Origin of the sequence: Ornithinimicrobium carbonis (assembly GCF_050703245.1) — a bacterium.
Lineage (GTDB): Bacteria > Actinomycetota > Actinomycetes > Actinomycetales > Dermatophilaceae > Ornithinicoccus.
Genome location: NZ_CP192647.1, coordinates 819,013 through 844,290, shown reverse-complemented (window position 1 = coordinate 844,290; position 25,278 = coordinate 819,013). Strand labels below are relative to the sequence as shown.

At 71.8% G+C, this 25,278-nt stretch carries 26 protein-coding genes, 2 tRNA genes and 1 pseudogene; 9 read left to right on the top strand and 20 right to left on the bottom strand.

Annotation, left to right across the window (positions count from 1 at the left end; genetic code table 11):
• The first annotated feature begins 9 nt into the window (after window positions 1-9).
• Both ACQ95T_RS04380 and ACQ95T_RS04375 read left to right on the top strand, forming a co-directional pair.
• Window positions 10-1,416: an NADH-quinone oxidoreductase subunit N gene (locus tag ACQ95T_RS04380; RefSeq protein WP_425940031.1), complete on the top strand. Its 1,407-nt coding sequence runs from the start codon at window positions 10-12 to the stop codon at window positions 1,414-1,416.
• 223 nt (window positions 1,417-1,639) lie between these two features.
• Entirely contained in the window at window positions 1,640-2,050 is a 411-nt protein-coding gene (locus ACQ95T_RS04375) for a four-helix bundle copper-binding protein (RefSeq protein ID WP_134772573.1), read from the top strand.
• Between the two features lie 76 nt (window positions 2,051-2,126).
• Here ACQ95T_RS04375 and ACQ95T_RS04370 read toward each other — a convergent pair whose 3' ends face one another.
• The 8 genes from ACQ95T_RS04370 to ACQ95T_RS04335 all read right to left on the bottom strand — a co-directional run bounded on the left by ACQ95T_RS04370 (window position 2,127) and on the right by ACQ95T_RS04335 (window position 7,528).
• Entirely contained in the window at window positions 2,127-3,002 is an 876-nt protein-coding gene (locus tag ACQ95T_RS04370; protein ID WP_134774733.1) for a potassium channel family protein, read from the bottom strand.
• A gap of 91 nt (window positions 3,003-3,093) precedes the next feature.
• Window positions 3,094-3,696, bottom strand: a complete 603-nt coding sequence (locus ACQ95T_RS04365) for a DUF305 domain-containing protein (protein WP_425939676.1) — start codon at window positions 3,694-3,696, stop codon at window positions 3,094-3,096.
• Window positions 3,697-3,781: 85 nt separating this feature from the next.
• Window positions 3,782-4,087, bottom strand: coding sequence for an SHOCT domain-containing protein (locus ACQ95T_RS04360; RefSeq protein ID WP_134772572.1), 306 nt, complete (start codon window positions 4,085-4,087; stop codon window positions 3,782-3,784).
• A 46-nt stretch (window positions 4,088-4,133) separates the two neighbouring features.
• Entirely contained in the window at window positions 4,134-5,660 is a 1,527-nt protein-coding gene (locus tag ACQ95T_RS04355; RefSeq protein WP_134772571.1) for a multicopper oxidase family protein, read from the bottom strand.
• A complete protein-coding gene (locus tag ACQ95T_RS04350; protein ID WP_425939673.1) occupies window positions 5,657-5,893 on the bottom strand; it encodes a hypothetical protein in 237 nt (78 codons plus the stop codon). Before ACQ95T_RS04350 ends, ACQ95T_RS04355 begins: the two co-directional genes overlap by 4 nt.
• Window positions 5,894-5,945: 52 nt before the next feature.
• Window positions 5,946-6,617, bottom strand: a complete 672-nt coding sequence (locus ACQ95T_RS04345) for a DUF305 domain-containing protein (protein ID WP_134772570.1) — start codon at window positions 6,615-6,617, stop codon at window positions 5,946-5,948.
• Between the two features lie 140 nt (window positions 6,618-6,757).
• Complete coding sequence (locus tag ACQ95T_RS04340; RefSeq protein ID WP_238695340.1) at window positions 6,758-7,159, bottom strand: hypothetical protein; 402 nt, start codon at window positions 7,157-7,159, stop codon at window positions 6,758-6,760.
• Between the two features lie 138 nt (window positions 7,160-7,297).
• A complete protein-coding gene (locus ACQ95T_RS04335) occupies window positions 7,298-7,528 on the bottom strand; it encodes a hypothetical protein (RefSeq protein ID WP_425939671.1) in 231 nt (76 codons plus the stop codon).
• 456 nt (window positions 7,529-7,984) lie between these two features.
• On the opposite strand from ACQ95T_RS04335, the gene ACQ95T_RS04330 reads away from it, so the two are divergent.
• Genes ACQ95T_RS04330 through ACQ95T_RS04320 form a run of 3 tightly spaced genes read left to right on the top strand, consistent with a single transcriptional unit; the run spans window position 7,985 to window position 9,836 of the window.
• Window positions 7,985-8,230 carry a thioredoxin family protein gene (locus ACQ95T_RS04330; protein WP_134772567.1) on the top strand — a complete coding sequence of 82 codons (246 nt, stop codon included), beginning with the start codon at window positions 7,985-7,987 and terminating at the stop codon, window positions 8,228-8,230.
• Between the two features lies 1 nt (window position 8,231).
• A complete protein-coding gene (locus ACQ95T_RS04325; protein ID WP_425939668.1) occupies window positions 8,232-9,209 on the top strand; it encodes a cytochrome c biogenesis CcdA family protein in 978 nt (325 codons plus the stop codon).
• 9 nt (window positions 9,210-9,218) lie between these two features.
• A complete protein-coding gene (locus ACQ95T_RS04320) occupies window positions 9,219-9,836 on the top strand; it encodes a peroxiredoxin family protein (RefSeq protein ID WP_425939666.1) in 618 nt (205 codons plus the stop codon).
• Between the two features lie 523 nt (window positions 9,837-10,359).
• Here the strand turns inward: ACQ95T_RS04320 and ACQ95T_RS04315 are convergent.
• The 3 genes from ACQ95T_RS04315 to ACQ95T_RS04305 all read right to left on the bottom strand — a co-directional run bounded on the left by ACQ95T_RS04315 (window position 10,360) and on the right by ACQ95T_RS04305 (window position 11,661).
• Window positions 10,360-10,863 carry a YihY/virulence factor BrkB family protein gene (locus ACQ95T_RS04315; protein ID WP_431473568.1) on the bottom strand — a complete coding sequence of 168 codons (504 nt, stop codon included), beginning with the start codon at window positions 10,861-10,863 and terminating at the stop codon, window positions 10,360-10,362.
• Window positions 10,836-11,486, bottom strand: a complete 651-nt coding sequence (locus ACQ95T_RS04310; RefSeq protein WP_431473567.1) for a YihY/virulence factor BrkB family protein — start codon at window positions 11,484-11,486, stop codon at window positions 10,836-10,838. The genes ACQ95T_RS04315 and ACQ95T_RS04310 overlap by 28 nt, the downstream gene beginning before the upstream one ends.
• 102 nt (window positions 11,487-11,588) lie before the next feature.
• A tRNA-Lys gene (locus ACQ95T_RS04305) sits at window positions 11,589-11,661 on the bottom strand.
• A 98-nt stretch (window positions 11,662-11,759) separates the two neighbouring features.
• On the opposite strand from ACQ95T_RS04305, the gene tdh reads away from it, so the two are divergent.
• Window positions 11,760-12,812 carry an L-threonine 3-dehydrogenase gene (tdh, locus tag ACQ95T_RS04300; protein ID WP_425939662.1) on the top strand — a complete coding sequence of 351 codons (1,053 nt, stop codon included), beginning with the start codon at window positions 11,760-11,762 and terminating at the stop codon, window positions 12,810-12,812.
• 10 nt (window positions 12,813-12,822) lie between these two features.
• Window positions 12,823-14,013: pseudogene (locus ACQ95T_RS04295) on the top strand (glycine C-acetyltransferase).
• Between the two features lie 2 nt (window positions 14,014-14,015).
• Here the strand turns inward: ACQ95T_RS04295 and ACQ95T_RS04290 are convergent.
• Genes ACQ95T_RS04290 through ACQ95T_RS04280 form a run of 3 tightly spaced genes read right to left on the bottom strand, consistent with a single transcriptional unit; the run spans window position 14,016 to window position 16,248 of the window.
• Window positions 14,016-14,918, bottom strand: a complete 903-nt coding sequence (locus ACQ95T_RS04290) for an alpha/beta fold hydrolase (RefSeq protein ID WP_425939658.1) — start codon at window positions 14,916-14,918, stop codon at window positions 14,016-14,018.
• Between the two features lie 13 nt (window positions 14,919-14,931).
• Entirely contained in the window at window positions 14,932-15,915 is a 984-nt protein-coding gene (gene corA / locus ACQ95T_RS04285) for a magnesium/cobalt transporter CorA (RefSeq protein WP_425939656.1), read from the bottom strand.
• A gap of 39 nt (window positions 15,916-15,954) precedes the next feature.
• Window positions 15,955-16,248, bottom strand: a complete 294-nt coding sequence (locus tag ACQ95T_RS04280; RefSeq protein ID WP_425939654.1) for a DUF3618 domain-containing protein — start codon at window positions 16,246-16,248, stop codon at window positions 15,955-15,957.
• A 77-nt stretch (window positions 16,249-16,325) separates the two neighbouring features.
• On the opposite strand from ACQ95T_RS04280, the gene bcp reads away from it, so the two are divergent.
• Together bcp and ACQ95T_RS04270 are read left to right on the top strand one after the other, a co-directional pair.
• Window positions 16,326-16,799, top strand: coding sequence for a thioredoxin-dependent thiol peroxidase (bcp, locus tag ACQ95T_RS04275; RefSeq protein WP_425939652.1), 474 nt, complete (start codon window positions 16,326-16,328; stop codon window positions 16,797-16,799).
• Window positions 16,800-16,857: 58 nt separating this feature from the next.
• A tRNA-Leu gene (locus ACQ95T_RS04270) sits at window positions 16,858-16,937 on the top strand.
• A 26-nt stretch (window positions 16,938-16,963) separates the two neighbouring features.
• Here the strand turns inward: ACQ95T_RS04270 and ACQ95T_RS04265 are convergent.
• The 6 genes from ACQ95T_RS04265 to ACQ95T_RS04240 all read right to left on the bottom strand — a co-directional run bounded on the left by ACQ95T_RS04265 (window position 16,964) and on the right by ACQ95T_RS04240 (window position 25,238).
• A complete protein-coding gene (locus ACQ95T_RS04265) occupies window positions 16,964-17,833 on the bottom strand; it encodes a PhzF family phenazine biosynthesis protein (RefSeq protein ID WP_425939651.1) in 870 nt (289 codons plus the stop codon).
• Window positions 17,830-18,813 carry a homoserine kinase gene (locus ACQ95T_RS04260; protein ID WP_425939649.1) on the bottom strand — a complete coding sequence of 328 codons (984 nt, stop codon included), beginning with the start codon at window positions 18,811-18,813 and terminating at the stop codon, window positions 17,830-17,832. Before ACQ95T_RS04260 ends, ACQ95T_RS04265 begins: the two co-directional genes overlap by 4 nt.
• The gene (gene thrC, locus ACQ95T_RS04255; protein WP_425939647.1) at window positions 18,813-19,907 is read right to left on the bottom strand and encodes a threonine synthase; all 1,095 of its coding nucleotides are present in this window, start codon (window positions 19,905-19,907) and stop codon (window positions 18,813-18,815) included. Before thrC ends, ACQ95T_RS04260 begins: the two co-directional genes overlap by 1 nt.
• Before the next feature lie 126 nt (window positions 19,908-20,033).
• Complete coding sequence (locus ACQ95T_RS04250; protein WP_431473566.1) at window positions 20,034-20,351, bottom strand: cupin domain-containing protein; 318 nt, start codon at window positions 20,349-20,351, stop codon at window positions 20,034-20,036.
• A gap of 310 nt (window positions 20,352-20,661) precedes the next feature.
• The gene (locus tag ACQ95T_RS04245; RefSeq protein ID WP_425939643.1) at window positions 20,662-22,074 is read right to left on the bottom strand and encodes an FAD-binding oxidoreductase; all 1,413 of its coding nucleotides are present in this window, start codon (window positions 22,072-22,074) and stop codon (window positions 20,662-20,664) included.
• A gap of 101 nt (window positions 22,075-22,175) precedes the next feature.
• Window positions 22,176-25,238, bottom strand: coding sequence for an ATP-binding protein (locus ACQ95T_RS04240; protein WP_425939641.1), 3,063 nt, complete (start codon window positions 25,236-25,238; stop codon window positions 22,176-22,178).
• Window positions 25,239-25,278: the final 40 nt, after the last annotated feature.

Below are 25,278 nucleotides of genomic sequence, written 5' to 3'. Positions count from 1 at the left end.
GTGGAGTCCATGGCCATGCGGCCTGCCCTGCTCGCACCGGAGATCGTGCTGTTCCTCGGCGGGCTCGCGGTGCTGATGGGCGGGTCCTTCCTGCCGCGGACACGACAGTGGCTCACCCGTGCCGTCGCCGCGGCCGTCCTGCTGGTGGCGGCCGCCCTGGCCGCCCTCGACCTGCCCGGTCCGGCGCAGGTGGCGATGGAAGGCACCTTCACGGTCGACACCACCACCGGGGTCGCCCGGATCGTCGCCGCGCTCGGCACCCTCGTCGTGCTGGCGCTGGCCTCCGACGAGATCGCCGACACACCCCGGGAGAGCGAGACCTACGCGCTGCTGCTGTTCTCGACCACCGGCACCCTGATCCTGGCCGGGGCGGACGACCTGCTCGTCGTGACCGTCGGGTTCCTGCTGGCCAGCGTCCCCCTCTACGGCCTGATCGGGATCGCGCGCACGCCCCTGGGCGCCGAGGCGGCGATGAAGACCTACCTGCTGGGTGCCCTGTTCGGCATTCTCCTGCTGGCCGGGGTCACGCTGCTCTACGGCGTGTCAGCCACCACGTCCTACGCCGAGCTGAGCGACCGGCTCGCTGACGCGCCGGCAGGGGTGGTCGCCGCCGGCGTCGTGGCGGTGCTGGGCGGGTTGCTGTTCAAGGCCGGAGGTGTCCCAGGGCACTTCTGGGTCCCCGACGCGGCGCAGGGTGCCGGCGGAGCAGTCGCGGCATTCCTCACCACCGTGCCCAAGATCGGGGCGGTGATCGCCGCCTACCGGCTCGTCGCGATGCTTCCCGACACCCTCGCCTGGCCGTTGCTGGTCGCGCTGCTGGCCGGCATCAGCATGACGCTGGGAAACCTCGCCGCCTACTGGCAGACCGACCCCCGGCGACTGCTGGGCTGGTCCACCGTCAGCCAGGTGGGCTACCTGTTCGTGCCGGTCGCGGTCGCCGGACGCAGCGACCTCGCGCTGCCCTCGCTGCTGCTCTACCTGACCGGCTACACCGTCACCAACCTCTCCGCGTTCGCCGTCACCACCGCCCTCCCCCGACGGCGCGAGCTGCGCTCCTACCGGGGCATGGGAAGATCCCATCCGTGGCTCGGCGCAGCCCTGGTCGTGGCGCTCCTCGGACTCGTCGGCACCCCGCCCACCGTGGTCTTCGTCGGCAAGCTGACCACCACCGCCGCGGCCTGGGACGCCGGGTACGCCTGGCTTGCCGTGCTCGTCCTCGTCAACACCGTCGTCAGCCTCTTCTACTACCTGCGCTGGATCGCGCCCCTCTACGCCCGCCCCGAAACACCGGAGCAGCACCAGGACGACGCCGGCACACCCGGCCACTGGTCGCGCACCACCGCGATCGCGACCGCAGCCCTGAGTCTCCTTCTCGGCATCGGGTCCGGAGCCCTCTGGGCCTCCTTCTCCCCGTGAGCCTCCCCCTGCGCACCTCGAGTCCGGCAGCCGTGAAACCGGACGGTGCGAGGCCGACGGCTCGACGAGCAGATCCCACGGCCCCCTCGCCCCGCACGGGCCGGTTCCGGTCGCGACCTCCTAGCCCCGGGCCTACCGTCGGACGTGGCCGGCTCCCAGGCCGGCCCTGCACCAGATCCAGACACCGGCACCGACGCCGGACACGACGCAAGGGAGCAACACGATGACCCACCACGTGACCACGATGCTGCAGACCTACCCCAAGGACCTGGGGTCGGTCGACCAGCAGAAGCTCGCCGAGTGCATCGAGGCGTGCTTCGAGTGCGCCCAGACCTGCACCGCCTGCGCGGACGCCTGCCTGGCCGAGGACATGGTGGCCGACCTGGTCACCTGCATCCGCAAGAACCTCGACTGCGCCGACGTGTGCGCCGCCACCGGCAACGTCCTGTCACGGCAGACCGGGAACACCGTGGAGACGACCCGGGCCGCGCTGGAGGCCTGCCGCACCGCCTGCACGGTATGCGGCGAGGAGTGCGAGCAGCACGCCCAGATGCACGAGCACTGCCGGGTCTGCGCCGAGGCCTGCCGCCGCTGCGAGCAGGCGTGCGCCGACCTGCTCACCACCCTGAGCTGAACAGGGCTACGGGCGATCGTGCCGGCGCCCCGGGGCCCGCTCCCGTGGGGGTTGCTCCCACGGGAGCGGTACGGACTCAGGCGCGCGGTTCCTGGCCATGGTCGGCCGCGTAGGCGGCGAACACCTTCTCGGGGTCGCCCCCGGTGTGCAAGAAGTTGTCGTCGAGCTCCGAGCTGAGCTCCTCGATGGCCAGTGACAGCTGACGCCCGCTGCGTCGCACCACCGTCTGCGACGAGGCCAGGGCAACGTCGCGCAGCTGAAGCGCGTAGGGCAGCTGACGTGCCAGGGCGAAGTCGGGCTCGCGTTCCTGGAAGTAGAAGCCCTCACTGTGCTGGGCGAAGTCGATGCGCACCTTAAGCATTTCGGCTGCGAGAGTGTCGAGCACCCGGCTCAGCACCGCCGGGTCCTCCGCGTCCACGCTCTGCGCCCAGTCGCTGTCGGCCAGGCCCTTGAGCTCCAGGGCAAGGGAGCGGCGACGGGAGAGGGGCGGGTAGATCTGGGTGAACCACGTCAGGGCGGCGGTGAGCAGGGCGAACCCGGTGAGGGCCTGCAGGGGTGCAGCCGTCCGGATCCACAGGTCGGTCGCCACCATGTCCCCGTAGCCCAGGGTGGACAGCGTGACCGCCGAGAGGTACACGGCCTCCAGGACGTCCGGGTAGTCCGAGGGATCCACCCCGGAGGAGTACATGAACCCCTCGGGGACGTGCGGCAGATAAATCAATGCCCACCCGAGCAGCTGCAGCAGCACCCACAGCAGGATGACCACGACCATCGCCAGGGGCCCCACGGTCGAGCCCAGGCGGTGCCCGGTCGCCCTGGAGATCCGCCACGCCCCGACCAGCACCAAGCGGCTCAGACGCCCCTGCCCGGTCGGGTGCAGCAGGGTGTGGAACATGTCGTGGAGACCGATCACGATCACCACGATCCCGGCGACGGTCGCCACCACCTCCATCACCAGGCGCCTCCCCCGGTGGTAGGCCCCCCGGTCTGTCGTCGGCAGGGGCGGAGGAAGGGCACATCCCCTGTCCCGCGGGAGCTGAACCTCACGGGTTGGTCCCGAGCTCCGGTACCGGCCGCTGCTCGGCCTCCTCGGTGGTGGTGACCGCGCCGTTCTGCTCGATGTCCTCCACGAGCCACTTCATCTCGGCGATCTCCTTGCGCTGGGCCTCGATGATCTCGTCGGCCAGCTCGCGCACGCGCACATCGTCGATGTCAGCACGCTCGCTGGTGAGGATGGCGATCGAGTGGTGCGGGATCATCCCGTTCATGTACGCCTGGTCCTCCACGAAGGTCTGCGAGCGGGAGAGCCACAGCGCGGTCAGGCCCAGGACGAGCGCGCCGGCGATGATCGCCAGGTTGACCGTGACGTTCTTGTACATCATCCCCCACATGAAGGCGAGCATGATGATGGCCATGGCCGAGCCCATCAGCAGGGCCATGTAGACCCGCTCCTCGCTGAACGTCATGTGCCCCCAGGTCCAGGCGTTGGTGTAGGTCAGCAGGAACATCGTCACCGTCGAGGTGGTGATCATCGCGGCGAAGATCAGGTACATCTTCCGCTCGTGCTTCCTGTGCTGCTGGTGATCCTGCTCGGACTGCCCGGAGGACTCGTGCTGGTCGTGCTGCTCGTGCGGGCTGGACATCATCGGTTCCTTCCTGATCGGTCAGGGGTGGTTCGGTCAGGGTGTGCGGTCAGGGGGGGACGGCGCGAGGGCAGGGTGGCAGGTGGTCTCAGCCGTCCGGCTCGTTGAGGCGTCGGCGCCGTTCCTGGTAGTCCTGCTCGTCGATCTCCCCACGGGCATACCTCTCGTCGAGGATCCGCCGCGCCGCGGACCTGCCGCCGGACGTGCTCGCCTCGTCGGCCTCGTGCGCGGGTGGCTGCGGGTGTGGCTGGTCGACCGGCCCGCGCGTGCGGGCCCGGTCGCCGCCGGAGCGGACCAGCAGCGCCACGAGGGCGACGACGGCGATGATGACCAGGAGCCACACGAGCCACATCCAGCCCATGCCCATACCCATGCCCCATCCGTTGCCGTACATGATTTCTCCTTCCGGTGGTGGTCGGGTCAGCTGTCGATCGGTGGGATCACTCGACGAGGATCGTCCCCATCATGCCGAGGTCCTCGTGGTCGAGGATGTGGCAGTGGTACACGGTCCGCCCGCCGAAGTCGGCGAACCTGATCCGCACGGTCACGCTGCCCTCGGCGGGGACGTTCACCACGTCCAGCCACAGCGGGTCCTGGGGGCGGCGTCCGTCCACGTCCATGACCTGCATCGGCCACACGTGCAGGTGGAACGGGTGGTCCAGGGGACCGACGTTGCCGATCGTCCACTCCTCCACGGTGCCCAGCCGCACCTGCTGGTCGACGCGGTCGACGTCGAAGGACCGCCCGTCGATGGTGAAGTCCATCATCTTGCCGCCTCCACCGCCGCCCATCATCCCGCCCATGGACATCTCCATGGTCAGCTCCCGTCGCCGGTCGACGCGGGCCTCGCGCAGGTCCGCCAGCGGTCCGTCGGGACCAGGAGCCCCACCGGCGGTGCCGTCGCCGGAGCCACCGGCGCTCGACCCGCCTCCCCGCCCGACCTCCAGCCGCGCCAGGACCCGCTCGGCGTCCTCCGGGCCGACGTCGTCGCCCATCATCCCGCCCATCATCTGACCGCGGTCCACGGGCACGGCGACCAGCTCGCTCCCGCCCTCGGCCAGGTCGACCAGCAGGTCCAGCCGGTTGCCGGGGGCCAGCACCACCTGGTCCAGGTCGACCGGCCGGGCAAGGCGGCCCACGTCACGGCCAAGGACCTGCACGTCGGTGCCCTCACCCGCCAGACGCAGCGACAGGTAGCGCGAGGAGCAGGCGTTGACGACCCGCCAGCGCTCCCGCTCACCCGCCCGGCCGCGCAGCAGGGGCTCGACCTGGCCGTCGACCAGGACCAGCTCGCCCTCGCGGCCCATCATCCGCTCCGGCATCGAGGGAGCTTCGACGGACCCGTCCCCGGTCAGGGTGATGTCCGAGACGACCAGGACTCGCTCGCGGTCGAGGGCCGGAGGATCGTCCTCCTCCACGACGATGGCCCCGTAGAGCCCGGCGAACAGCTGGTCGGCCACGGTGCCGTGATGGTGCGGGTGGTACCAGTAGACGCCCGGCGGATGGTCCTCGGGCAGCCGGTACTCGTACTGGCGGCTCTCCCCGGGCCCGATCTCGAGGAAGACGTTGTCACCGTTCCCCTCGGGGGTGACGTGCAGCCCGTGCACGTGCAGGTTGGTGACGTGGTCCAGCTGATTCTCCAGCGCGATCCGCAGCAGGTCCCCGGGCCGCAGCCGCAGCGTCGGGCCCGGCACGCCCCCGTTGTAACCCATCGTCCTGGCCGACCGTCCGGCGACCTCGTGCGTGCCGAACCGGGCCTGGAGCTGCACCTCGAGCCGCCCGTCGCTGCTGCTGAGCACCTCGGGCTCAACGAGCTCGTCGTCCCCGCCTTCGTCGCCCCGACCCCCGAAGGCCCCGTCGGCGTCGGGGGCGGACAGCTCGCGCCACAAACCCGTCCCACCGACGAGCGTCCCCGCCAGTCCCACGCCACCCATCGTCAGCGCGGTGCGACGGCTGACCGGCCTCACGACCCGTCCTCGCCCCGGGCCAGCACGCCCCGCCGGTGCTCGTACTCCTGCGTGCTCAGCACCCCGGCCGAGTAACGCTCGTCCAGGACCTGCTGCGCCCGCGGCCAGCTGGAAGGAGCCCGCAGGTCCGCGCCGCCGGAACCGTCTGCCAGGCCACCGAGCAGCACCCGCACCACCGTGTACCCCAACAGCACCAGACCCACGACCAGCAGCATGAGCCAGATCCAGGTCACCGGGTCAGGCTCCGCCGTCGCCGAAGTGCTCCACAATGCATGTCAGGTCCTTTCACAGGTCCTCCAGCATCTGTTCCATCACATCGATCTCGGCCTCCTGGTCGGCCACCACCTGCTGCGCCAGCTCCTGAGCCTGCGGGTCCTGTCCCTCGGTCAGAGCCCCCTCGGCCATCAGGATGGCTCCACGGTGGTGCTCGATCATCAGCTCCAGGAACCGGCGGTCGAACTCCTGCCCGGAGTGCGACTCCAGCTCGGCCATCGCTTCCTGCTGGGTCATCCCCTCCATCTGCATCGTCGTGCCCATGTCTCCGTGGCCCATGTCGGCCATGTCGTCCTCGGGCATGGAAGGCTCACCCCATGCCTGCAGCCAGGTGTGCATAAGCTCGATCTCGGGGTCCTGAGCCGCCTCGATCTGCCCGGCCAGGTCCTGCACCTGAGGAGTGATGGCGCGTTCCTGGGCCAGCTGGGCCATCTCGACGGCGCCCTCGTGGTGCACGATCATCTGCTGGGCGAACTGGGTGTCCATCGAGTTGTGCGAGGTCTGCGCCGCCGTCGCTCCTGCCGGATCTTCTGCGGTGGTGCCCTCGAGATCCCTCGTCGGGCTCGAGGTCGTGGGGCTCGCCGGCGGTTCGGACACCGGCTCGGTGCTGGTGCTGCAGGCACCGAGCGCCAGGGTCAGCGCGAGGGCGGCGGTCAGGACTGGTCGCGGTGCTGAGAAGGTCACGAGGGTCCACCCTGCACCGCTCACCTGCCGAAGAGCATCAGGTTCGATGGAGATTCGATGGAGATCCCAGGGTCGGGACAAGCGCGAGGCGCGCCTCATCCTCCGTGCCTTGCCCGCGCCTCCGCGCATGCCGACGCCCCTCAGTGATGCTCCTCGTGGTCGGCCGGCTTCGTCACCGACGGCGAGGGGGCGGAGGGTGTCTGCTCCAATGATCCGATGTTGCCGATCCTTGGACCGATGACGAAAGCCGACAGCGCGAAGAGAGCAGTGAAGACCGCGACCCCGGTCGCGGGTGCCCAGCGGCTGTGGAACCTCAACCGCAGCCGTCGAAGGAGCGGGATGCTCAACAGCAGGCCAACGAGGAAGAGGACCCCGTTGCCGAACGCTCCGGTCAGGAGGGCGGCTCCGGCGACCAGACCGACGTGGTGCAGGAGGTGAGGCAGGATCCCCAGTGCGACACCGAAGCCCGCACGGATCGTGGCCCAGAGGTTGCGACGTCCGCCATGGGGTTGCACCGACAGGGAGGCCGCTGGTGCTGACATGGCACCAGTGTGCGGGACACACACGGTGTCGGTATGGCGCTTCTGTGGCGTTTGCCTGGAGAATCCGGCCATTCGAGCGTCCGGGGTGCCGGGCCTGCACCGCCCCGGGTGAGGGCGGTGCAGGGTGCGCGGGCAGGGTCAGGGCATCATCGGGTGCGTGTGGGGCTCCCAGCCCGACTTGCCCTGGTGCATACCTGGATTGTGCGAGCCGTCGAACCCCATGTCGCCCTTGGCGTGCATCTGCACGTGCTGGCCGAATGCGGAATTGTCGCCGTCCGCCTGGGCGGGTCCGGCGAGGAGCAGCCCGGGGACGGCCAGTGCGGAGACAGCCATGAGCTTGACGAGCTTGTGCATCGGTTCCCTTTCCATGAATGGGTGGCAGACGATCCGCCGCCACCACCCGATCGTGACATCCCCGGCGGTGTTAGGTGGGCCGTGGACAGGTTTCTCCATCAAACCTTCGTGATCGGGTTCAAGGACGCTTTCCGCGTCCCCGTCCGGCCCCGCCCAGGGTGATGGTCGACGCGCCGCGGGAAGCTCCGGTCGCCGTCCGGCCGCTGCACGAGGAGCTACGGTCAGCCACGAATGCAGCCGACTGCCTATCTCGGACTTCCCACTCGTCTGGCAGCCGTAGGCGGTGCCGGCGCCGGTAGCGGTGCTGTGACTTTGTGGAGGTCGGTTGGAGGCACCTGCGGACCGCACATCAATTCTCCATGGGATCGCCGCAGATCCGCTGCCTCGGCACGTGAGGCTGGTCCGTGTCCAGCCTGAGGCGCAGAGGCGCAGAGAGGAACACGCGTGACGACCACCAGTACATCCCGACCCGTGCAGATCGAGGTCGTGGACAGCCCTGGATGCCACTCGTGCGACGAGACGCACCGCGTGCTGGCCGCGCTCGAGGAGGACGGGTACCTCATCGAGGTCAGGTCCTTCGACGCGCGCACCCCGCAGGGGCAGGACCTCATGCAGGAGCACCGGGCCGGGCTCACCCCGCTGGTGCTCGTCGACGGGGCCTTCTTCAGCCAGGGCGGGGTCTCGCGCCGCGAGCTGATCACCCTGCTGGAGAGCTGAGATGGGCGAGCTGCTCACCACCGGCTCGGTGCTGGCCGCGTTCCTGGCAGGAGGGGTGGCCCTGTTCGCCCCCTGCTGCATCGTGTTCCTGGCCCCCAGCTACCTCGCCGCGGCCGTCAAGAACCGGCGGTGGCGGCTGCTGCCCCTCACCTTCCTGTTCGCAGCCGGCCTGGGCCTGGTCATGGTGCCGATCACCCTGGGCATCGGCCTGGTCGCCTCCGCGGTCGCGAACTACCACACCCCGCTGTATTACGCCGGCGGCGCGCTCATGCTGGCACTCGCCGCAATCAGCATCTCCGGGCGCATGCTCACCCTCCCCGCATCACTGCGCGCCCCCGACACCCGAAGTGGCGACGGGCTCAGCTTCTTCAGCCTCGGCGTGTTCTCCGGCATCGCCAGCAGCTGCTGCGCCCCCGTCCTGGCCGGGGTCATGACCCTCTCGGCTCTCTCCGGATCCGCCGTCGGAGGTTTCGCCCTCGGTCTTGCCTACACCTTCGGGATGGTCTCCCCCCTGTTCGTCATGGCCCTGTTCTGGGACCGCTTCCGCCTGGGGGAGCGACGCTTCCTACAGGCACGCCCCGTCCGGCTGCAGCTCGGCGGCCGGGTCCTGTTCACCAACTCGATCAACATCGTGGTGGCGGCCACCTTCACCGCGATGGGCGTCTTCGTGATCTACCTCGCCGGCACCGGGACGATGACCAGCGGCCCGCAGTTCCAGGTCGAGATCGGCCAGGGTCTCGCCGGTCTGTTCGACCGCTTCGAGCAGTGGGTCTCCCCGCTGCCGGAGCCCCTGCTGGGCATGGGCGTGATGGTGCTGGCGGCCGTCTTCGTCGTCGCCACCCTGCGAGACCGCCGCCGCCCCCAGGGTCCCCCCGGTCCCGACGACCACACCACCGGATTCGGCGCCGCCGCCGACACCTGCCACCACGCGCCGGCGCTGCGTACCGGTGCCGTCCCCGACGACGCAGAGCACCGCTGAGGAGAAGACATGTCCACCCGAGCAGCCCGCGAGTCCCGTCTCGCCAGGATCGAGGCGCAGGAGCAAGAGGCCGAGAAGCGCCGACGACGCCGCAGGTTCACCGTCGTCAGCGTCGCGCTCCTGGCACTGGTCACCGTGGTCTCGGCCATGCTGCTGACCTCACGCCCAGCCTCCGACGCCCAGACCCGCCCGGCGCCCACCTTCGCCCTGACCGACACCGACGGCCAGGTGGTCAGCCTGGAGCAGTTCCGCGGGAGCAACGTTCTCCTCTACTTCAACGAGGGGGCAGGTTGCCAGTCCTGCCTGGTTCAGATGGCCGAGATCGAGAAGGACGAGGACCTGTTCGCGGACCTGGACCTCACCGTCCTGCCCATCGTCATGAACACCCGCGACCAGATCACCCGCGACATGCAGCGCAACGGGGTGCGCACACCGTTCCTCCTCGACGACGGCACCGTGTCCGACGCCTACGGCACCCTGGGCAAGGGCATGCACGCCGGCCTGCCCGGCCACAGCTTCGTCCTCATCGACCGTGACGGCCAGCAGCGCTGGTACGGGGAGTACCCCTCCATGTGGCTGTCACCGACCGACCTGCTCGTGCAGGTCCAGGAGCACCTGCCCGCCTGACCCAGGGAATGGCTGTGCAAAGTCCATCGTGGCCACCATTTGGCCAACACAGCATGGCCCCCTCCGACACTGGTTGCGCCAAAAGCCGCCGATTACGCCGATCTAAGCGTGGCCTGGGACGCTAGCACTCTCGTCCACGTCATGGATTTGAGGTCCTGACGGCCGGCGGAGGCGCTGGGTTTGCGCCAAGACGGTACGCAACCTGGTCGGCTGCAGGGGCCAGTGTGACCGGGCCACCGACGGGAAGCGCAGGGCATCGGCTCCTGGTCGAGGGTGGCTCTTGATCCTGCTGGCCCGAAAGCGGGCACGCCGTGCGCTGTGACAGTCACCATGGCGACGGGCGTCAGTAGCAGTCTCAACTGTCACACTGCTGGCACACTCGGAGCGTTTCGCCTATATTCACAGGTCAGGCGACTGCGGGTTATACTCCCGTCACTCACCCCGAGGTCCTCGACGAGGACACGCAAGGACCCCCGAGCCCTCCGGCCCGGGGGTCCTTCTCGTGGTGCGCGCTCCGTCGTCGTCAGGCCTTGGGGTCGCGTCCCCGTCCCGGGAGGCCGGACTTCTTGCCCGAGTCCCGCAGCCCCCGGGCGGCCTTCATCCGCAGCTCGCGGGCCTCCCGCACCAGCTTGGCCGACTTCTCCGCCTTCTTCTCGGTGCCCTTGCTGTCACGCGGGGGCAGCAGGATCGTCTCCTCCGCGGCCATCCCGGCGGCCAGCTCCCGGCCGCGCTCCAGCTCGGAGTCCAGCTCGGCGCCGAGGACCAGGACGTTGTTGATGATGAAGATCAGCAGCAGCAGGACGATGACACCACCGATGGCGCCGTAGGTCTCGTTGTAGCTGCCGAAGTTGGCCACGTAGAAGCCGAAGCCGGCCGCCGCCAGGATCGACACGACCACGGCCAGACCCGCACCCGGGCTGAGCCAGCGGAACTTGGGCTGCTTGATGTTGGGGGTGCCCCAGTAGAGCAGCGCCACGATGACGACGAGGATGAGCAGGATCACCGGCCACTTGGCGATGTTCCACACCGTGGTGGCGGTCCCGGAGAGACCGATCGCCCCGAACACCAGCTCCGAGACGGTCCCGGAGGGGTCACCGACAGCACGATGGTGATGAGCAGCAGGAGGATCACCACGGTCAGCCCCACGAGCCAGGGACGCAGCTTCCAGACCGGCCGGCCCTCCTCGACCTCGTAGACGTTGTTCATCATCCGGCTGAACGCGTTGACGTAGTTGGACGCCGACCAGAGGGCACCGAGCAGACCGACGACCAGCAGGATCCCGGCGCCACCGGCCTCCCCCATGCTGTTGAGGTAGCTCACGACCGTGTCGACCGTGCCGGCCTGCAGCCCCAGCTCGGCACCCAGGTCCTCGATGGCGGTCTGGGTCGCCTCGCTCTGACCGAGGAAGCCCAGCGCCGTGGACAGGGCCAGCAGCATCGGCGCCAGCGACATGATCGCAAAATAGGTCAGCGCGGCGGCCAGGTCCGGCCCGCCGTCCTCGCCGAACTCGGCGAAGACGCGTTTGGCCACCGCCTTCCAGTCCGGCTTGTCCAGCTCGGTGGGGCTGTCGGGTCCCTGCTCGCCGGCCTGCTCGAACTCCCCCTCCTGTTGGTCGCGCTCGATCGTCTTCCGGTGCTGCGTCTCACTCACGCGCCCAGTGTGGCACGCGGGTCCGACCCCGGCAGGTCGGTCCGCCCCGCCCTCGGGTATGCCGAAGGGCCAGGTCCGGTGCGGACCTGGCCCTTCTCGCGGTGCGCCCACAGGGACTCGAACCCCGAACCCGCTGATTAAGAGTCAGCTGCTCTGCCAATTGAGCTATAGGCGCGACAGCCGACGACTTTAGCACCGGGGGCAGCCCCTGCTCAAAACGGCCGAGGGCGCACCCGCACCCGCGCGCGGAACGGCATACGCAAGGATGGGCGCATGCGCGCCCTGGTCAAGCCCCGTCCCGGTCCCGGTCTGGAGCTGGTGGAGGTGCCCGAGCCCTCCCCCGGGCTGGGCGAGGTGAAGATCCGGGTGCTGCGGGCCGGGTTGTGCGGCACCGACCTGCACATCGAGAGCTGGGACGAGTGGGCGGCCTCGATGCTGCGCCCGCCCCTGGTCGTGGGGCACGAGTTCTACGGTGAGGTCGTCGAGGTCGGCGAGGGGGTGCCGGCGGACGAGCGGTACGGGCTGCGGCCCGGTCAGCGGGTCTCGGTGGAGGGGCACGTGGTGTGCGGGCACTGCCGCAACTGCCGGGCGGGGCGGCGGCACATGTGCGTCAACACCTCCAACCTAGGGGTCAACCGGGACGGGTGCTTCGCCGACTTCGTCGTGGTGCCGCACTCCAACGTGTGGGTGCAGCCGGACCTCATCGACCCCGACCTGGGTGCGGTGTTCGACCCGCTGGGCAACGCGGTGCACACGGCCCTGTCCTTCCCGCTGGAGGGTGAGGACGTGCTCATCACCGGGGCCGGCCCGATCGGGGTGATGGCCGCGGCGGTCGTGCGGCACGCCGGAGCCCGGCACGTGGTCGTCACCGACGTCTCCGCCCCCCGGCTGGAGCTGGCCGCCGCGGCGGGCGCGGACCTGGTCCTGGACGTGTCGCGGGAACGGATCGCCGAGGCCCAGGAGCGGCTGGGGATGACCGAGGGCTTCGACGTGGTGCTGGAGATGTCCGGCAACCCGCAGGCGATGGCCGAGCTGATCGACAACTGCACCCACGGGGCCCGGGTGGCGATGCTGGGCCTGCCCTCGGAGCCCTACGCGATCGACTGGGGCAAGGTGATCACGCACATGATCACGCTCAAGGGCATCTACGGCCGGGAGATGTACGAGACCTGGTACAAGATGACCGCCATGCTGCAGACCTCGCAGGTGCTGCGGGACCGGGTCCGCTCGGTCATCACCCACCGTTTTCCGGCCGAGCAGTGGCAGGACGCCTTCGACGCGGCCCGCTCCGGCGAGGTCGGCAAGGTCATTCTGGACTGGAGCTGAAGGAGAACCCATGTACGCCGTCAAGGACCAGCTGCGCGCCGAGCTCGAAGCGATCGAGGCCGACGGGCTCACCAAGCACGAGCGGCTGATCACCACGCCGCAGTCCGCCCCACATCGGCACGACCCAGGGCGAGGCGCTGAACTTCTGCGCCAACAACTACCTGGGCCTGGCCGACCACCCGCAGATCGTGGACGCGGCCCGGGCCGCCCTGGACGACTGGGGCTTCGGGATGGCCTCGGTGCGCTTCATCTGCGGCACCCAGACCCAGCACCGCGAGCTGGAGAGCGAGATCGCCGACTTCCTCGGCACGCAGGACTCGATCCTGTTCCCCTCCTGCTTCGACGCCAACGGCGGCATCTTCGAGGTGCTGCTCGGGGCCGAGGACGCGGTGATCTCCGACGAGCTCAACCACGCCTCGATCATCGACGGGGTGCGGTTGTGCAAGGCCAGCCGCTACCGCTACAAGAACCGGGACATGGACGACCTGCGCGCCCAGCTGCAGGCCGCCACCGACCAGGGAGCCCGACGGACCCTGGTCGTCACCGACGGCGCGTTCTCGATGGACGGCTACCTCGCGCCGCTGCCGCAGATCTGCGACCTGGCCGAGGAGTTCGGCGCCCTGGTCATGGTCGACGACTCCCACGCCACCGGCTTCATCGGCGCCGGCGGCCGCGGCACGCCCGAGCACTTCGACGTCATGGACCGCGTCGACGTCGTCACCGGAACCCTGGGCAAGGCGCTCGGCGGTGGTTCCGGCGGCTTCGTCGCGGCCCCCACCGAGATCGTGGAGCTGCTCAAGCAGCGCGCCCGGCCCTACCTGTTCTCCAACGCGGTCGCCCCCTCGGTCGTCGCCGGCTCACTGGCCGCGCTGCGGCTGGCCCGCGACTCCGACGAGCCGCGCAGGGACCTGCGCCGCAACGCCGAGCTCTTCCGCACGCTCATGAGCGAGGAGGGCTTCGAGCTGCTGCCCGGAGAGCACCCCATCGTCCCGGTCATGTTCCCCGGCGAGGACGGCGCCCGCCGCGCCAGCCAGGTGGCCGACGCCATGCTCGCCGAGGGCGTCTACGTCATCGCCTTCTCCTACCCCGTCGTCCCCCGGGGCAGGCCCGCATCCGGGTCCAGCTCTCCGCCGCCCACTCCGAGGAGGACGTGCGCGCCTGCGTGGCCGCGTTCGTCTCGGCGCGAGAGAAGGTCGGCTGACCTCAGGCCCCGCAGCCACCCGCCCCGCAGGCGCAGCCGCCGAGGGCCCCGTTCCCACCGCCCCCGCAGCCGTCGGTGTCGACGGCGGCCGAGGCCGCCCGCAGCTCCTGGTCCGTCAGTGGCCGGGCACCCAGCCACTCCCCCAGCCGGGCGAACACCTCGACCAGCCGGCGCACGTGCCACTGGTGCTCGTCCAGCTCGTGCCGGTGCACCTGGGCCCGGGTGAACCGGTCGGCCAGCCAGGCGGCGTGGCCGGCGGGGCTCACGGCGGAGTCGGTGCCCCACCACACGTCGACGGGGCCGCGCACCTCGGCGGGGTCGACGCCCCACGGCTCCTGCGCCTGGGCCAGGTCCAGCACAACCCCCTCGGCACCGGCGTAGGCACCCAGTCCCAGCTCGAGCTGGTCGCGCAGGAAGACCGGGTCCTGCAGCGCCAGCGAGTGCAGCATCCGTTGCTGCTCGTCCATGTCGCGCAGCCACTCGTGCTGCTCCATCGCCGGGCTGCCCGCGTCCGCGGCGACCGGGGCCTGCGGCCACACCAGGGTCAGGGCGCCCACCCTCTGCGGGTGCAGCGCCGCCAGCGCCACGGCGGCGGGGGTGGCGCCGCCGGCGGCGAGCAGACCGACCGGCCCGTCCACACCGGCGTGCGCCAGCACGTCGAGCACGTCCTGGGCCAGCTCCCTGGCCGGGCGGGCCTCGCCGCCGGGCGTGTCGCCATACCCCGGCCTGTCGAGGGTGAGCACCCGCAGTCCCAGCGCGTGCAGGGCGTCCCGGGCCGGGGTCGCGCTGAAGCGGGAACCGGGGGTGCCGTGCAGCGCCACGACGGGGATGCCGTCCGGCGCGCCCTGCACGCGGTAGGCGATCCCGCTCGCGGTGGTCGGCGTGCTGTCCGTGCTGGTGGTCACGGGACCCAGTGTCTCAGAGCCAGCCGGACCGCTTGAAGGACCGGCGCAGCAGCAGCACGGCCGTGGCCATGAGCACCACGGCCAGGGGGTACCCGAGCACCCAGTGCAGCTCGGGCATGTGGTCGAAGTTCATGCCGTAGATCCCGGCGATGAGGGTGGGGACGGCGATCATCGCGGCCCACGCCGAGATCTGGCGCATGTCGGCGTTCTGCTGCACCCCGATCTGGGACAGGTGCGCCGAGAGCACGTCGGACAGGAGCGCGTCGTAGCTGTCGATGCTGGCGAGGGTGGTGTCGAGGTGGTCGGCCACGTCCCGGAAGTGCAGCTGAAGCTCGGAGGAGCGCACGGGCCCGTCCGGCTCGCTCAGCATCGCGAGGGGGACCCGCAGCGGCAGCGCGGCGCGCCGGAACTCCAGCACCTCGCGCTTGAGGCGGTAGATCGTGCTGGAGTGCGTGCGGTTGCCCCCGCCGAAGACGTCGCGCTCGATCTCCTCCAGGTCCTGGCTGACCTCCACGTCGATCTCGCGGTAGGTGTCGACCACCTTGTCGAGCAGGGCGTGGAGGACGGCCAGGGGCCCCTCCCGCAGCAGCTGCTGCTCGTGCCGCTCGAGCCGGGCTCGCACGCTGTGCAGCGGGGCAGCGTCCCCGTGGCGCAGCGTGACGACGAAGTGGTCGCCGATGACGGCCATGACCTCGCCGGTCTCGATGTCGGAGGTGGCCTCGACGTAGCGCAGGGTCTTCACGACCGCGAAGACGGTGCCGTCGTAGCTCTCCACCTTCGCGCGCTGGTCGCCATGGAGCACGTCCTCCACCGCCAGCGGGTGGAGCTGCAGCTCCTGCCGGACCACGTCGAACTCCTCGGCGGTGGGGTCCTTCAGACCCACCCAGAGGAAGTCGGTGTCGGGCCGGTGCTCCTGGCGCAGGGCCGCCAGCTCCTCGCTGAGATCACCGCAGGGGTGCCGGTCCCCCGACCGGTAGACCGCCTGGTCGACGATCACCGCACGCCCCCGCCGACGGCAGGCCGGCCCACCCGATGCTCAGCCCTTGTTGAAGGTGCGGCGCAGCACGCCCAGGAGCAGTGCGCTGCCCGAGACGCCGCCGAGGGTGATCGCGAGGCGGTCGTAGCGGGGGGTGCCGTCGGCCTGGAAGGCCGCGTCGTTCGCCCTGCCCTTGAGGGAGGCGACCGCGTTGGCCTTGAGGGTCTGAGGATTCACCCGGTAGGTGAGCTCGTCGACGGTGCGGGACATCCGGCTGCGGGTCGCCGCGATGTCGGCCTCGATCTCCTTGGGGGAGCGCGCGGACTTCTTGTCGGCCATGTGCGTCGTCCTCATCCTGGTGTGGGTGGGCATGCTGATCACCTGAGACGATAACTCAGAACCCCTGTTCCCGAATCTCGGAGGTGCACGTCATGACCCGTCTCGACGCCGGCCGGCCGGCTCCCGCCTGGACCCTCCCCACCGCCGACGGCGGACAGCTGAGCCTCTCCGACCTCGCCGGTCGCAAGGTGGTGCTCTACGTCTACCCCGCGGCGATGACCCCGGGGTGCACCACCCAGGCGTGCGACTTCCGGGACAACCTCGGCGTGTTCGAGAAGGCCGGGTACGCCGTCGTCGGGATCTCGCCGGACTCCCCCGACAAGCTTGCGCGGTTCGCCGAGCAGGAGGGGCTGACCTTCCCGCTCGTCGCCGACGAGTCCAAGGAGGTGCTCACCGCCTACGGTGCCTACGGGGAGAAGCAGAACTACGGCCGCACCGTCATGGGTGTCATCCGCTCCACGTTCGTGATCGACGAGGAGGGCCGGATCGAGCTGGCCCGCTACAACGTCAAGGCCAAGGGGCACGTCGCCATGCTGGCCAGGCAGCTGGGGGTCGAGCTGGGCTGACCCCCCCGCGCACCGGCCCCGGCCCCTGGCCGGGGCCCCACCGTTAGGCTGTCCCCGCGCGCTCGTGGTGGAACTGGTAGACACGCAGGATTTAGGTTCCTGTGCTCCGGCGTGCGGGTTCGAGTCCCGCCGGGCGCACCGACGCGAGAGGGGTGCGGCGAAGCTCAGCCGGGCAGCCGGACCGTGCCGGAGACGGTCGTGACCGTGTCGCCACCGACCCAGACCTGCCCGTCGCGCCGCTCGACGTGCACCCGGCCGTCACGGTGGCGCCGCACTCCCTGACCGGCCACGTAGCGGTCCGGCAGCCGGCCCGAGCCGACGAGCCACTGGGCCAGCCCCGCGTTGAGGCTCCCGGTCACGGGGTCCTCCCCGAAGTCCGTGCCGTCGCCGTAGAAGGCCCGGACCTCCACGTCCTTCCCGGCCGTGCCGGGGTCCGCCCACCGCCCGACCAGCCCGACCTTGAGCAGGCCGGCGAGCGCCGGGACCGGCTCGACCGCGAGCACCTCCTCCGCCGACGCCAGCTCGAGGCCGATCCAGCCCGGGCCGTTGTCGATCCACGCCATCCCACGCACCCGGGCGGGGTCGAGGTCCAGTGCGGCCAGGATCTCCCGGGCCCGGGCGGGCTCGACGTCCCCAGCCCTGATCAGGGGCGGGGCGGCGAACGCCAGCCGCTCCCCCCGACGGACCGTCACCAGACCGAGGCCGCACTCCTGCACGACCACGTCCGGTCGGCCTGGGGTGCCACCGGCCTCGAGCCACGCGTGCGCGCTGCCGAGCGTGGGATGCCCGGCGAAGGGCAGCTCGCCCCCGGTCGTGAAGATGCGCACGCGGTAGTCGGCCGCCGGGTCCGTCGGCGGCAGCAGGAAGGTGGTCTCGGACAGGTTGGTCCACCGGGCGAACTGCGCCAGGGTCTCCTCGTCCAGCCCGTCTGCGTCGTGCACGACGGCCAACGGGTTGCCCCGCAGCCCGTGGGCACTGAAGACGTCGACCTGGCTGAACCGGCGCTGGCCGGCCCCGGTCCGCGGACCCGTCACCACCGGGCTCCCTCCCGGTCCGTGTCCGCTCCGGCGCCGGGCGGGTCGACGACGGTCAGGCCGTGCCTGGCCACGCCGGGCGTGCGCACCTTCCATCCCCGGCCCCACGAGCGCGCCTCGGCCACGACCACGTCGACCAGGTCGGTCGTGGTCAGGCACAGCACCGTCGGTCCCGCACCGGAGACGACGGCGGCGTGCCCCTGCGAGCGCAGCGTGTCGACGGCCGCCATCGTCACCGGGTAGACGTCCCGTCGCTGCTCCTGGTGCAGCCAGTCCTGCGTCGCGTCGAGGAGCACCGACGGGTCAGCGGTCAGCGCGTGCACGAGCAGCGCGGCCCGCCCGGCCTGCCGCACGGCGTCCGGGCGAGGGACCTGGGGCCCCAGCACCGCGCGGGCCGTGGCGGTGTCCACCCGGGTGTCCCGGGGGACGAGCACGACGGGCACCAGGTCCGGGTGGGGCACCGGTCGCGCGGTCCGCACGACCGCGGCGCTCGGCATCCACGAGACCGTCAATCCCCCGTAGACCGAGGCCGAGGAGTTGTCCGGGTGCCCCTCGGCGATCCCGGCGTGCGTGTTCACCAGCGCCAGGTCGGCCTCGGTGAGCTCACCGCCCCTGGCCAGCGCGAACCCCAGCCCCAGGCCGCCCACGATGGCCGTGGCCGACGACCCCAGGCCGGCGGACATGGGGATCCGGTTGCGGCAGGTCAGCCGCAGCCCGTACCCCTCCAGCCACCCGTGCCCGCTGGTCTCCACGGCCTCCCGCAGGTGGCGGGCGACCAGGTGACGCCCGTCGGCGGGCAGGTCCTGGGCACCCTCCCCCTCGAGCACCACCTCCAGGCCCGCGCCCGCGGGCAGCACCTGCACGGCATACCCGTCGCGGATCCCCAGCCCCAGACCGACGGCGTCGAACCCGGGACCGAGGTTGGCGGTGCTCGCGGGGACCGAGACGCGCACCGTCGACCCCGGGGTCAGCGCGCCCATCACTCCAGCTCGAGCGCGCGGGCGGCGCTCACCACGTCGACCGGAACCCGCACCGGGTCGACGTCGGAACCGTCGGCCCCCTTGAGGGCCCACTGCGGGTCCTTCAGCCCGTGGCCGGTCACCGTGCACACGACGGTGGACCCGGCCGGCACGAGCCCGGCCGCGTGCGCCTTGAGCAGCCCGGCGACGGACGCCGCCGAGGCGGGCTCCACGAAGATCCCCTCCCGCGCGGACAGCAGGCGGTGCGCGGCGAGGATCTCCTCGTCGGTGACGCTGTCGATGAGCCCTCCGGACTCGTCCCGCGCCGCCTCGGCCTGCGCCCAGGACGCGGGGTTGCCGATCCGGATCGCGGTGGCGATGGTCTCGGGGTGGTCGACCGGGTGGCCCAGCACGATCGGGGCGGACCCGGCGGCCTGGAAACCGAACATCCGCGGCCTCCGGGTGGCCGGCGCGGTGCCGTCAGCACCAGGGGCGGTGGGGTCGGCGTACTCGGTGTAGCCCCGCCAGTAGGCGGTGATGTTGCCGGCGTTGCCGACGGGCAGGCAGTGGATCTCGGGGGCGTCCCCCAGGGCGTCGACGACCTCGAAGGCGGCGGTCTTCTGCCCCTCGATCCGGGCGGGGTTGACGCTGTTGACCAGCTCGACCGGGTAGGCCTCGGCGAGCTTGCGGGCCACGGTCAGGCAGTCGTCGAAGTTGCCGTCGACCTGGATCAGGGTGGCGCCGTGCGCGATCGCCTGGGAGAGCTTGCCCATCGCGATCTTGCCCTCGGGGACCAGCACGCCGCAGGTCATCCCGGCCTTGGTCGCGTAGGCCGCCGCACTGGCGGAGGTGTTGCCGGTCGAGGCGCAGATGACCGCCCTGGCCCCCTGGCGTGCGGCGTCGCTGATCGCCGCGGTCATGCCCCGGTCCTTGAAGGAGCCCGTGGGGTTGAGCCCCTCGTACTTCACGTGCACCTGCGCTCCCACCAGCTCGGAGAGGTGCTCGGCGGGGATGAGCGGGGTGCCGCCCTCGCGCAGGGTGACGACGGTCTCGGTGACCGTCGCGGGGAGTCGGTCGGCGTACTCGGCGATCACGCCGCGCCACTGGTGCGCCATGGGCTGTCCTCGAGGGTCCTGGGGAGGGGGCAGCACAAGGGTATGCCGTGCGCGGGCGTGGTCCGGACGAGGGCCGGGCGGGCCCATGCGCCCGTCCGGCCCCTCCCGGCTCGCGTGCTCGGTCCCTCAGTCGCACCACCCGTCCTGACGGTCCTCCGGGATCGTGGGCGGCACCCCGGCGGGCACGTCGTAGAAGGTCGCGTACAGCACGATGTCGGTGCTGCCCGCGTTCCACGCCGTGTGCACGATGTTGCCGGGGTCCACGAACGCCTCGTCGGCGTCGTAGAGCCGTTCGACGCAGTCGGTGCTCTGCTGGTACGTCAGCTGCCCCTGCGCGACGGAGACGACGACCGGTCCCGGGTGGGTGTGCCACGGGAAGGCTGCCCCCGGGGCCAGGTCGACCCGGGCCACGATGATGTCCCCCGGGTCCTTGAGGTTGAGCACCTCGGTGGGCCCTCCGTCCAGCGAGCGCTTGATCCTGACGTCGATGTCGTCGGGGAAGTCCGCCCGCCCCCGCCAGGACCGTGACCTCCGGCCCCGTGCTGACGGCCGAGGCCCCCGGGTCGTCGGCCGACGCCCCGGCGGCGCCCAGGGAGGCCAGACCCGCGGAGGCGGCCAGGGCCACGGCGGCGACGCCGGCGGTGCGCCGACGACCGGTCTGCTGGGTGGTCTGCATGGTCGATCCTTCCTTCGTGCTGCTCCGGCCCGGTCCCGGGCCGTCCGGGCTCCTGCCCCTGCGGCAGGAGCTGCCCCGTCACCGGGACGTCTCCCCCGTCGCCGGGGGGATGTTCTGGTTGACCCGGAAGACGTTCTCCGGGTCGTAGCGCGCCTTGACACGCGCGAGGCGGTCGTAGTTGCTGCGGTAGGCGGCCCGGACCCGGTCATCCCCCTCCTCCATGAGGAAGTTGACGTAGGCACCGCCGGCCGCCGAGGGGCGCAGCGCCTCCCAGTAGTCCCGGCTCCACCGGGTGATCAGCTCCCGGTTGGCGGGGTCGGGGTCGATCCCCACGATCACGCCGGCCCAGCCGCCGGAGCGGTGGGGAAAGGCGGTGGCGTCCTCGGCCACCCTCGTGACGGCACCGTCGACGGGGTAGAGGTGCATGGTCGACAGGGCGGTGGGGGGACGGCTGCCGTGCTGCCGGTGCGTCTCGACCGCCTCGTCCGTGATCCGGTCGTAGAAGTCGGCCTTCCAGTACCACTGGTAGCCCGGCGGGTAGAGGCCGTCGAAGGCGCTCTGCAGCTGGCTGAACGGCATCTCGTGCAGGCCGACGAGGAGCGGCTCCCCGAAGGTGGCCAGCTCGTCGAGCACCTCCTGGCCCCGGTCGTGCGCCCCCGTCCAGCACCAGACGATGCCGCAGACGGGACGGTCCCAGAGCCCCTCGGGGAACGGTGGTCCCGGGGGGACCCGCAGCATCCCCAGCCAGCCGCTGATCTCCTCGGGAAGGGCGGGGAGCACCTCGCGGTACCACCGCATCACCGCGCCGGCGTCCGCCGAGTCGTAGAGCACCGGGCCGCCGAGGATCACGCCGTCCTCCCCCACGGGGTGGGACCGGAAGCGGAAGCTGGTGACCACACCGAAGTTGCCGCCACCGCCGCGCAGCGCCCAGAACAGGTCGGGGTGCTCCTCCTCGGAGGTGGTGACCAGCGACCCGTCGGCCAGCACGACCTGGGCCTGGAGGAGGTTGTCGACCGTCAGACCGTAGCGGCGGGAGAGATAGCCGATGCCGCCCCCGAGCGTCAGGCCGCCGACCCCCGTGGTGCTCACCAGCCCCGACGGAACGGCCCGACCGGCCGGAACGGTCACGTGGTCCACGTCGCCCCAGGTGGCACCGCCCTGCACGAGGACGGTGCCGTCAGTCCGGTCCAGGTGGACGCCACGCAGGCCGGACAGGTCGACGACGAGCGCGTCGTCCCAGACGCCCAGCCCGCCCGCGTTGTGCCCGCCCCCACGGACGGCGACCGGAAGCGCGTGCTCCCGGGCGAAGAGGACCGCCCGGCCGACGTCGACCTCGTCGACGCACCGGGCGATCACCGCGGGGTGACGGTCGATCATGCCGTTGTGCACGGCCCGGGCAGCGTCGTACTCCGCGTCCGCGGGGAGGACCACCGTGCCGCGCAGCAGCGGGGCGAGGGTGTGCAGCGGAACGGCGGTCTGGGTCGCGGTCATGGTGTCCTCCCGGACGGGTCGGGGGCCGACCGGGTCGGTCGGACGTGCCCACGTGCGACGCTAGGGAGGGCAGCGTTCGCCCAGCGTTCGTCCGACGTCCCTCAGTCGCCGGGCAGTGCTGACAGCGACCGTCGGCAGCGCTCGACGAGCAGGGAGCTCTCCTGATCGAGCGCCTGGTCGAGGGCGGTCTCGAGGTGGGGGCGGCGCTCCCCCTCCGGCCGGAGCAGCGCGCGCCGCCGCTCGATCTCCGGCAACCACCACAGGTCCTCCTGGGCCCGGGCGGTCGCGGCGGCCGCGTCGAGCACGGCACGCGCCTCCGGGGGGTCCTCGAGCGCGTCGGCCAGCAGGCACAGGAAGTAGCTCGACCGGGCACCCGCTCCCGTGGCCCGCAGCTCGCTGATGGCCCGGCGGACCTGGACGGCTCCGTCCGGGCCGCCCTCCAGCCAGCCGTGCAGCGCCTCCCCCCAGCTGCCGTAGTAGCCCAGCTCGTACCGCGCGCACTGGTGCGCGAGCTCGTCCACCAACGACCCGAGTCCGTCGCGGTCGCCCAGGAGGTGGGCGGTGACGGCCGCGTAGGCGAGCGCCAGCGCCCGGTCGTAGGGGTGGGTCCCTGCCCGCTCGAGCGCCTCCCCGCTCAGTGACCCAGCGCTCGCGGAATCGGCGATCAGGGCGTGGGCGTGCGCGGCCCAGGCACGGGCGTGCACCTCGGGCCGGGAGCCGATCGCCAGCCGGAGGGCGGACATGTCGACCGCGATCGCCCCCTCCAGCTCGGCCAGACCCTCCCGCGGGCGCCCCATCTGCAGCAGGGTCGCGCCGACCGCGAACCGCCCCACGGCCGCCCGGGCCCGGTCGCCGGTGCGCAGCGCGGCGGTCTGCGCCGCCCGTGCCGCCGCCAGGGCCGCCCTGTTGGCCCCGCCGACGTACTCGGTGCCCCACAGGCTGGTCAGCACGTCGGCCAGCGCCGGGTCGTCGTGCAGGCGCTCTGCCAGTTCTTGCGCGCGCTCCAGGGTGGAGCGCAACGAGGGCGCGGTCCAGCCGTCGCGGGCGTTGAGCACCGCGGCCAGGTCGTGCAGGCACTCCAGCTCCTCGGCGTCGCGCGCCGGGCCGGGGGGCAGGGACCGCAGCTGGGCCACGGCGGCCCGGAGCAGCTCGATGCACCGGTCGGCGGCGAACACGCGCTGGGCCCCACGGGCAGCCGACCGCAGGTGGCCGACCGCCCGTTCGGGCAGGCCCGCCCGGGAGAACTGCTCACCCAGCAGGGCCGAGACGTCGTCCAGGTGCGCGCCGTGCAGCTCCTCGAGCGCTTCGCCCACGCGCAGGTGCAGCAGCGCGCGCAGGGCGGGCGGCTGCAGCTCGTAGGCGGCATCCCGCACCAGGTCGTGGACGAAGTCGTACCCCCCGCTGCGCTCGGCCAGCACGGCCGCCCGGCACAGCTCGTCGACGGCCCGCACCGTGGCCGTGTCCTCCAGGCCGCCGGCCAGACGCAGCAGCGCCAGCGGGGCCGACCGGCCCACGGCTGCCGCGACACCGGCGAGCTGCTGAGCTGCTTCACTGAGTGAGGTGAGGCGCGAGGCGAGCACTCCGCTCAGACCCCCGGGCGGCAGGTGTGTCGAGGGGTGTGCGCCGATCCGCTCGTGCCGGGCCACGAGCCGGGCCACCTCGGTCAGGTGCAGGGGGAAACCGCCGGTGGCGGAGTGCAGGTCCGAGCAGCGTCCGTCGTCCCACCCCGGGTCACCGTGGCGGCGCAGCAGGACGGCTCCGTCGCCCAGGGACAGGGGCCCGGTCCGGACGCTGCTGACGGGAGCCTGCAGGCCCGTCACCCACCGGCTCAGGTCGGTCCGCTCTTCGAGGGCGCTCGAGCGTGCCGTGACCACGAGGAGGAGCGGCGCCTCCGCCTCCCAACGGGCGAGCGCGGAGACCAGGTCCAGGGTGTCGTGATCGACCCACTGGACGTCCTCCAGGACCAGCATCCCGGGAGCGATCGTCGCGACCTGGTGCGCGAGGTCGCGGACAAACATGAGCCGACCCCAGGCACGGGCCTGATCCCTTTCCTCGGAGTCCTCCCGGACCCCGAACCCGTCCCCACCCAGCCAGTCGAGGACCGGGGCGAGCGCGACGGCGCCGGCCATCTCGTGGCCGCCCCCGACCGCCGTGCGCAGGCCGCGGTCGTGAGCCCACCCGAGCAGCTCCTCCACCATCCGGCTCTTCCCCGACCCGGCCTCACCGTGGACGACGGCAACTCTGAGCCCACCGGCCAGGGCGGCGTCCAGCTCGGCGCTGAGCACCGCCAGCTCCTGCCGCCGCCCCACCATGGGGTCCGGATCCTCCCAACTCTCCGCACATGCCGTCCCGGAGGTGCGGCCCTGCATCGCGCGACGGTCCGGTCGGCGGTCGGCAGCACCGCTTCCGCCGGCGGCCTCGTCCTGGTCGAGCAGCTCCTCCAGCAGAGCCCTGGTGGGCGGTGCCGGATCCACCCCCAGCTCCTCCCGCAGCACCCGGACGCACCGGTGGTACGCCTCCAGCGCCCCGGGCAGGTCGCCGCGGCGGCGCAGCAGGTCGATCAGCGCGAGATGGCCGCGCTCCTCGAGCGGACGCAGCCCCACGCGCCGTCGCGCCGCGTCCAGCGCCGGCGCCTGCAGGGGCGAGGAAGGGGACGACACGGCTCCCGCCGCGACCAAGGCGTCACACGCGTCGACGAACTCCCGTTCCACCTGCTCCCGCAGGTCGACCGCCCACGACTGGTCCACCCCAGGCAGCAGCTCCCCCCGGTAGAGGGACAGCAGCGCGCGGCCGTGCGCGGCAAGAGCCTCCTCCGAGGTGCTGGAGTCGTCCCCCGCGAGCACCAGCACCCGGCGGGTCCGACGCAGCTCGACCAGGTCCACCGGGCATCCCGGGCTGTCGTGCCAGGTGAGGTGGGTCGAGCCCACCTCCAGGCAAGCGTTCTCAGCCAGGTGGCGACGCAGGTGGTGCAGCTCGCGACGCAGATTGGTCAGTGCCTGGGCGCTCGGGGTGTCCGGCCACAGGGCGGCCGCCACCGCCGCCCTGTGCTGCGGGATCTCGGCGTGCGCCGCCAGGTAGGCGATGAGCGAGACGGCCCGCAGCGAGGTCACCGGGTCACCGTCCTCGGGGACGACGGCCCGCTCCCCCAGGAGCAGGACACGCATACCACCCCACCCTGCCACGCCGCGGCCGAACCCGACAGAC